This window comes from Pseudovibrio sp. Ad26, from assembly GCF_001623285.1.
Taxonomy (GTDB): domain Bacteria; phylum Pseudomonadota; class Alphaproteobacteria; order Rhizobiales; family Stappiaceae; genus Pseudovibrio; species Pseudovibrio ascidiaceicola.
In genome coordinates, this window is record NZ_LMCE01000087.1 from 1 (window position 1) to 7,559 (window position 7,559).

Here is a 7,559-nt window from a genome sequence, read left to right on the forward strand (position 1 = left end):
AAGTTATCATTGCCACTGATTGCGACCGCGAGGGTCAGGCGATTGGTGAGAACCTTTTGCATTTTTACGGCTACAACGGCCGCGTGCTGCGAGCAATGTTTACGGCAGAAGATGAAAAGACGCTTCGCGAGGCGTTTGCCAGCGCCAAGCCCAACGCCAGTTATCGTTCACTTTATGATGCAGCGGTCGCCCGTGCTCAGGCCGATCAGGTGTTCAATCTCAGTCTGACCAGAACCGCAACGACCAGACTGGTGCCTTCCGGCGTACGTGCAGTCATCGGCATTGGCCGGGTCCGTACCCCAACGCTTGGAATTGTCTGCAGACGTGAGCAAGAGCTTTCGCAGTTCAAGCCACAAGATTACTTTGAGCTGACTGCAGATATTCAAGGTGAACATGGGCTGTTCCAACTTCACCACCGGCCGGCTGACAGTGAGCGCTATTTTCAAAAGGCTACGGCTGAAGCAATAGCTGCAGCAGCAACCGGTTGGCATGGCCCAGCCAGCGTCCGCCAAGAAAACCGGCGTCAGGCTCCAGGCAAACCCGTTGATCTTCCCAGCTTGCAAAAACAAGCTGCCAAATGGGGATGGACGGCGAAGAAAACATTAGACGTTGCGCAGGCTCTTTACGAGATCCACAAGCTGACAACCTACCCACGCGCTGCTGTGCGCTATCTTCCTGAGAACATGGTTGATGGAGCAAGCGCTGTGTTTGCCGCTCTTGTTGGCGGCGGCTATGTGAAGGATCTGGACTGGCAGGCCCCAACAATCAGGACAGGCAAACGCGGTGTATTCTCAGATGCCGGACTAGCTGGTGAATCTCATCATGCCATCATCCCCAATCCAGCTGTGATTGATCAGTTTTCAAAGATCATTGCAGGGTTGAACGCTGATGAGCGAAAGCTGTTTGATTTCATAGCCAAGACATTCCTCGCAGCGCTTGGCCCTGATTACGAATATCACCAGACACAGATTGCTATCAGTGTACCGGTGAACGGCCAGACTATTGTGTTCAAGACTGTGGGCCGCTCTACAATTCATCCAGGCTGGCGTGCTGTTTACAGTGAGTTCATCGAGGACAGCTCGTCCTCAGATAGCGAGGCAGAACTGCCTCAGGTTCGAGACGGTGAAGACGTGGGGATCTCGGCTGTCAGCATTGATGCCAAGAAGACAAAGGCCCCAGCCCGCTACACGGAAGGGTCTTTGATAGAAGCCATGCAAAACGCATGGAGGTTTGTTGATGATGAGGGCCAACGTGCACGGTTGAAGGAAGCCAAGGGCATTGGTACTCCGGCAACCAGAGACACCATAATTGAAGAGTTAAAGAAGCAAAGCTTCCTGACAATCTCGAAGGGCAAACTCTTTGCAAGCGATACGGCTATGCAGCTCTACCACCTTCTGCAGGGCCGGTGTCCTTCTCTGCTTGATCCAGCAACGACCGCAACAATGGAAGCGCGACTTGATGACATTGTGAGGGGCAGTGCCGGTGCTGATGAAATCATCCAGGAGATCTGCAGCTCTGCGAAGACGGCAATTGATGTTCTGGACGGGCAGGGGGCAAAGCTCGCTATTCAGCGTAAACCGAGCCCAGCCATGGTCAAAGCAGCCAAAAGCAAAGCTGAGCGCGAGGGCAAGCGTTTGACCCGTGCAGAATTGGCAAGCTATGACACGTTGCGGGCTTATCTGGGACCAATGAAGGAGCGGGCAGGGGAGCCATCCGCTCCAAGCCCAGCACAGCTCAAGTTGGCAATGACGATAGCTGAACGGTTGGGACAGCCTCTTCCTGATGAAGCCAAAAGCTCAGCAAGGGCTCTGAGCAACTGGATAGACGCGAATAATTTTGCCAGTGAGAGCCAAATGAAGTGGATCTCTAAGTTCGTTGAAGAAGGCAAAATCAAGAAACCCAAGGGCTATCCGGACAAGGTCAAAACTAAGAATGCCAAAGTGCTTCTTGATAAGATATTCAACAAAAGGTAAAATAGCTATCTATTTGATTTATATGAACTTTTATCCCAAGGGTGCACGCGTGCACCCTTGGCTTTGATCAAATTGCACGCGTTCAACCAGATTGTGCCAGGCCGAATAACGACTTGTGTAGCGCCAATTCGCCATCGACAGCCCGATCAATGCAAGCTCTGAAATAACCGCCCGGACTGGAAATCAGCAAAGGATCTCGCAGGGCTTTCTCCGCTGTGGTTGCCAGCACAGCCGCCGCCGCATATCGTCCAACTTTTGCCTGAGCCTGATGCATTCCCGATTGAGACAAACCAATCAGCAATGCAATATCACCGCTGGCCTTCAGCAATTCACTCCAGTTGTTAAACTCAAACCCAAGACTATTTTGAAGGTTTGATAAGGCTGATTTGAGCAAGCCTATGGAAATGCTCTCTAGCGGATCCTCTTGCTCAGCAGGCTTAACTTTGGCCGCAAAATTGCTCCTTGGCTCCTTCTCAAGAGCTGCTTTAACCTCAACTTGTTTGAGGTTTTGCTTAATTGAGTGATCAGCGTGAGCTGATCTCCGTTGTTTTATACCTAATTTAAGAGTTTGAGGGTTTGTATTATTATAAGGGGTGTCGTTAATGTCACCCGCGCATGTCATCTCATCAAATAATAAACTATCAGTTTCCTGTGTTTCTTCTTCAGCAGGAGTAAAGGCTACGACCGCCATTTCATAAATACTCTGAAGCACTTCTGCGCGAGTAACAACATCTATCGGCTTGGTGCTGAGTGTCTCTACCGCGTCCTGTACATCGCAAAACTCTAGACCTTCTTTAGCGGCAAGAAGCGCCATGTCTTCAATCGCACGGAGCAAGCGGTTTACTGTCCGGCGGGCGTCTTTCTGTGCCTTGAGACGTTGAGCAAACTGAACACCCAGTTTCTTCAGCTCACGAACGCGTTGGCGAGCAGGGGAGAAATCAAAGCCGTACCCGCGCTCAATCTCACCCAGTTTCCCTTGCCTGAACTCACCACGATGAATATAGCGCCGTCCGCTTGGACTGTCCCGGTAAGCAATGATACCCGCTTCTACCAGCCGTTTCAGGCAGCGAATGACGGTGCGCTTTGAGCGGCACACGTATTCAGCCAGTTTTTCATTAGAGATTGCAACAAGAGGGCGGTGGTTGGGTTGCCAGTCATCCGCAGCAGTAAGGCCGATCAGGATATCCAGAATATGATAGCAAGTCCCATCAATGCCAAGGGCAGGTGCTGCCTTTTTGAGCGCCATTGCCACTTCTGACTTTGTGGTTTCAACAATATCATTTGCCATAGCCAGGCGTTGACTGACCATCATCTCTGGTGTGAGTTTTCTAAACGAGGCTACTGAGCCTGAATTTTGCATAGCAAAACCCTCTCGCTCTACGTACCCGAAGAGCGTTTAAAACACACGTTTTGCAACGTGTTTCATCAATAAGAGGCAAATCAGGGCGCAGAACGCAAAAAATCGCACCGCCCCTTAGGAAGGCGATTGATTTTAACAGCAGCACGAAGTACGGTGAATTTGCTGATACGGTACTTCTAGAGTTCTGCTCTGGATTGCCAGATGAATTCCGGTCCTGCAGATTGCCGTCTGCGGGGCCGTTTTCTTTTGCGGTTAGGTCATTCGCTTGCTCCCATTGGCTCCACGACCTTTTGCTCTTGCTGCTCAAAATCCTTAAGCAACTGATCTATTTTGCTGGTCAGATATTCAGAGAAGGCTGCAGCCCGCACTTCATCTGCCATTACAATCTTGATATTCCGTGATCCGCGTGCCTCAACAGCCGGTTTGCCGTCTCTGCCCTTGATGAGTAGTTTGCGCTGCACAGCGGCTTTGCGGGACTCGACTCCCTCCACAGTGGAGGGGGATAAGTTTCCATCCACCACTTCAGTAGAGACAGCCAGATCGTGAACCCAGGCAAAACGATCCGGACTGGAAAGAGCATCCCATTTGCCTGAAGTCTTCAGGTTGGCAATGCTCTTGCGCAGCCGGGCAACAGTACCCTCGTTCTCACAAGCCTTTGCCACCGTCTCCCACTTCACACGGCCAATACCACGGGCGGACCCAATGTTTTCAATAAGATCTTCCGGCACACGGCGAATAATTGAGGTCAGTTTAGATACGCGGGTCTTGTCGCCAGCACCAACAGCAGCGGCGACAACCTCACGGGTAAACGTCTTGCTCAGCTCGGCTGCAAAGAAGCATTGCTGAATATAGGTAAGGTTCTTACGTTCTTCATTTTCCTTACCCTGAGCGATAACAAGTTCTTCATCGCTTAAATTTTCAACAACCGCGCGAACCGCAATATCCAGCTTTAAGCAGGCCTTAACCCGGCGGTGCCCATAGGCGATCTGATAATGGTTGGTCCGGTCCGGGTGAGGGCGCACAAGAACAGGCACTTGCTGACCATTCTTGGAAATACTCTCGACCAGGCTGTCCAGCTCTTCATCATCACCTTCAAACGCACGGTCCAGCGCTAATGATGGCAGCAGCAACTTGGCATCGAGGTTTTTGATGATCTGGCTTGGATCAACGGCTTCATTGCGCTGTTCGGTTAAGGAATGCAGGGCCGCACCAAGACGTCCAACAGCGCTCTTCTCCCGTGGCTTTGGTACCTCTTCTGCAACGGGTGTACTGGATGCACGCTCAAGACCTGCATTGTTGCCGGTCATGATCGCACTGAGTTTACTCTTATTTCTCTTACGTTTATCGTTCATGAGCGACCCCAATAAGACTTCAGAAGCTCCTCAATCTCGCTGTTAACTCGATTAACGGAATCCAGCGCACGATCATATGTTTTGCCATTGAAGTTGGAGCGTTCCGCCTCATAAAGTGTTTGCTGAACGTTCCCCGCTTCGGCAATCGCGGAGCTTCGCAACATTGTGTTGGTGAGAACGTTTTGCAGCTGAGAACGCAGCATGGTCACCACATCTGTTTCCGGACGGCTGGTATTATCATGGCGCGTAATCAGATATTGCAGCGTTTTAGGCACCAGATATTCCGGCCCAAGCTGCTTTGCCACGGTGCTCTCAAAAAACTCGTTATGCGCGATGGACGTTGCCAGATACTGCGCCATAGATTCACAATCGATCCACTGCGGGTGAATGGTCACCAGCAAATGGTCCGCTGCAAAGGATGCCGCGTTGGACAGGTAGCCCAGACTTGGCGGCGTATCGCAGATGATCACATCATACGCGTCTTCAACATTTTCAAACGCCAGTTGCAGGCGAGTGAAGTAAAGCTTGCGCTGAAGGCAGTCGGAAAGCTTGGCATGGTTGCTTGCCAGTTCATCTTCCAACTCACGAAGCCGTGTATTGGTGATACCTTTTTGCTTCTTCTCATCCTCAATGTCTGCAATACGGTTGCGTAATACAGGCTCTTCTTGTCCAGCCAAAGTAGCGTAATGCGGCGCAAAAAATTCCCATTCGGTGAGGAAAGGGCTACCAATGGCCAGATCAAGGTTATCAAAATACGTTTTCTGAACCACCTCGCTCATAGGCTTCGGGTCACTGTAACGTATTGATGCAAAAAGAGATTCCTCTTCCGGCACCATCTCAGGGACAAAGCCGAGCATACTGGATGCAGACCCTTGCGGGTCCAGATCCACCAGCAGAACACGATAGCCTTGCAAGGCCAGATGCTGCGCCAGATGCACCGAAGTACAAGTTTTGGCAGATCCGCCCTTAAAGTTGGAACAGGCAATGATCTGAATGTCTTCATCTTCCTTGCGGCGCGGATCATAGTTCAACGCTTTGGCGGTATCATCGCCAGCTTTTTCCGCTAGGTAGATCCGAATCTGGTTCATTTGCTCAAGAGAGTAATAGCGGCGCTCACCGCGACCAACCTTCTCAATCTCAAGCCCCATTTCATCAGCAGACAGAGCCAGATAGCGCGGAGTGATACCCAGATAGGCTGCCGCTTCTGACGCCGCAAATTTGCGCAGGTTCTTTTCCGCTTTTGGAGGAAACTGAGACTGCGCCAGCGCCGCAAGCGTGCTGGATAAAGCCTTATGGTCAGCCTTCATTTGAGAAAGCATAATACCGCGCTCTAGTACCTCAGTGCCCATTTCCGAAATCACCCGAAATTATTGATTAAACAGGAATTAAGGAAATAATTGGCACATCCGATTTTAAAGTCAACGAGGACTTGGTTAATGAATCCTTAAAGGCGAGCCCAGCTGGCTGAAAACACTGATCTCAAACACCAGACAAACTACCTATCGTGTTGTTTTCACAATATATTCTAATCTATCGTTCTTTAACAAGACAATATAGAACATTCCATAAATAAACGATGATAACATTTCTTTCGTCGTTAAATTTGGGCTTTAAACCAACTCCCAGGTCAGATTCGCTTCACACCTTCTCGATAGATTCTACCTACGCGGTCTGCCAAGGACACAAATGTTATCACTACCAGAAGCACTTATAGTAGGACTGACAAGAGAGTATGCATAAGTGTGGGGTAGTTATGCCACGAGTTTGTCGAATGCCGGATCCTTCGCTTCACATTTCATGCCGGGATACCATTGCTCGAACTTCTGCCTGAGTGTTCCGTCCAGTGCCCGTGTGCGAGTTTGGAGCTAGAGATGAGAACCTGATTTTGACCAACGCATCTGCTGTTTTTTGCCAAAGCGCTTCCCGACAACCGCATTAACTGTGCTTTCAACAAATCCGGTTGATACCCGCTCCCCGTAACGCCTGCGCTCTGCGCAGTTCGGGATCATCTCGGCATTATTCTCAATGTAAGTCTGGAATTCAGCTGCTGCCTTTCTTAAAGCCTTGATGCTGGCGGAACGGTTCGTTACCGTTGCCCATGGCAAAGGCGGAAAACGTCGCGAAGTCCCCATCCGTTCGGAACTGGGGCAAGAACAAGGTTGGCACGCAGGCGTACGCTAAGAAATTTATCTTTTATTATCAGTGAGATACCTAATAATGTCCTTTTACGGATAGGGATAAATCACTTAGCCATAAAATAGGTTGATATCCTTTTGAACATTCCAGCGTTCTCTGTTTGTCTGTCTTACCGTGCGATTTTTGACAGATCTTTTTCTTGCTCCCCACTGCTTACGTGTTAAGTTTCAAAATCCCACAAACCCGCAATTTTCAGTTGTTCTTTGGGATTCCAACCGGCTGGTTTTAGATAATCACTACTTTCCCAAGGCATCCCACGGGCAACCCAGACACGCTTCCATTCGTCGAATGTAACATTGCAATCATTGTCCGAAACACCGAACTGAAATCCACAGCATTGACATATTTCAAATGAGCCGTGACCATCCGAGTATGGAGCTTCTCTCAATTCTGGGAACCCACATACAGGGCATTGATATTTAGCCATTTTTTTCTCCTTCCCAATATTTACGGCTCTGTTGCAAACATGCTTTAGAGCGTATTTTGTGTTATTTCAGTACGGCCCTATCGAAACATAGCAGCACCAGTGGCCATCTCAAGGAACGTAAGAGGAGAGCACCCAAAAGTGTGGGGCAGTTGCGATAACGCAGTCTGATCTGGTTGCCGAAGTGTAAAGTGTCTGCCACATTCGCGCATGCTCGAACTTTCGCCATCCTGTTCAGCCATCCAGCTCAAGGT

The 7,559-nt window shown here is 49.9% G+C and carries 5 protein-coding genes and 1 pseudogene; 1 reads left to right on the forward strand and 5 read right to left on the reverse strand.

The window, feature by feature from the left end:
- Window positions 1-1,973: DNA topoisomerase (locus PsAD26_RS17155; protein ID WP_063311433.1), on the forward strand; the 1,973-nt coding region annotated here is incomplete at its 5' end.
- Between the two features lie 82 nt (window positions 1,974-2,055).
- On the opposite strand, the gene repC is transcribed toward PsAD26_RS17155, so the two are convergent.
- From repC to PsAD26_RS29415, 5 genes and pseudogenes are all read right to left on the reverse strand, one after another.
- Complete coding sequence (gene repC, locus PsAD26_RS17160; RefSeq protein WP_063311434.1) at window positions 2,056-3,333, reverse strand: plasmid replication protein RepC; 1,278 nt, start codon at window positions 3,331-3,333, stop codon at window positions 2,056-2,058.
- 257 nt (window positions 3,334-3,590) lie between these two features.
- Window positions 3,591-4,685, reverse strand: a complete 1,095-nt coding sequence (repB, locus tag PsAD26_RS17165) for a plasmid partitioning protein RepB (RefSeq protein WP_063311435.1) — start codon at window positions 4,683-4,685, stop codon at window positions 3,591-3,593.
- Entirely contained in the window at window positions 4,682-6,034 is a 1,353-nt protein-coding gene (locus tag PsAD26_RS17170) for an AAA family ATPase (protein WP_063311436.1), read from the reverse strand. Before PsAD26_RS17170 ends, repB begins: the two co-directional genes overlap by 4 nt.
- Before the next feature lie 402 nt (window positions 6,035-6,436).
- A pseudogene (locus tag PsAD26_RS28945) lies at window positions 6,437-6,745 on the reverse strand (ISKra4 family transposase); the annotation flags it as partial.
- Window positions 6,746-7,041: 296 nt separating this feature from the next.
- Window positions 7,042-7,308, reverse strand: a complete 267-nt coding sequence (locus PsAD26_RS29415; RefSeq protein ID WP_153041527.1) for a hypothetical protein — start codon at window positions 7,306-7,308, stop codon at window positions 7,042-7,044.
- Window positions 7,309-7,559: the final 251 nt, after the last annotated feature.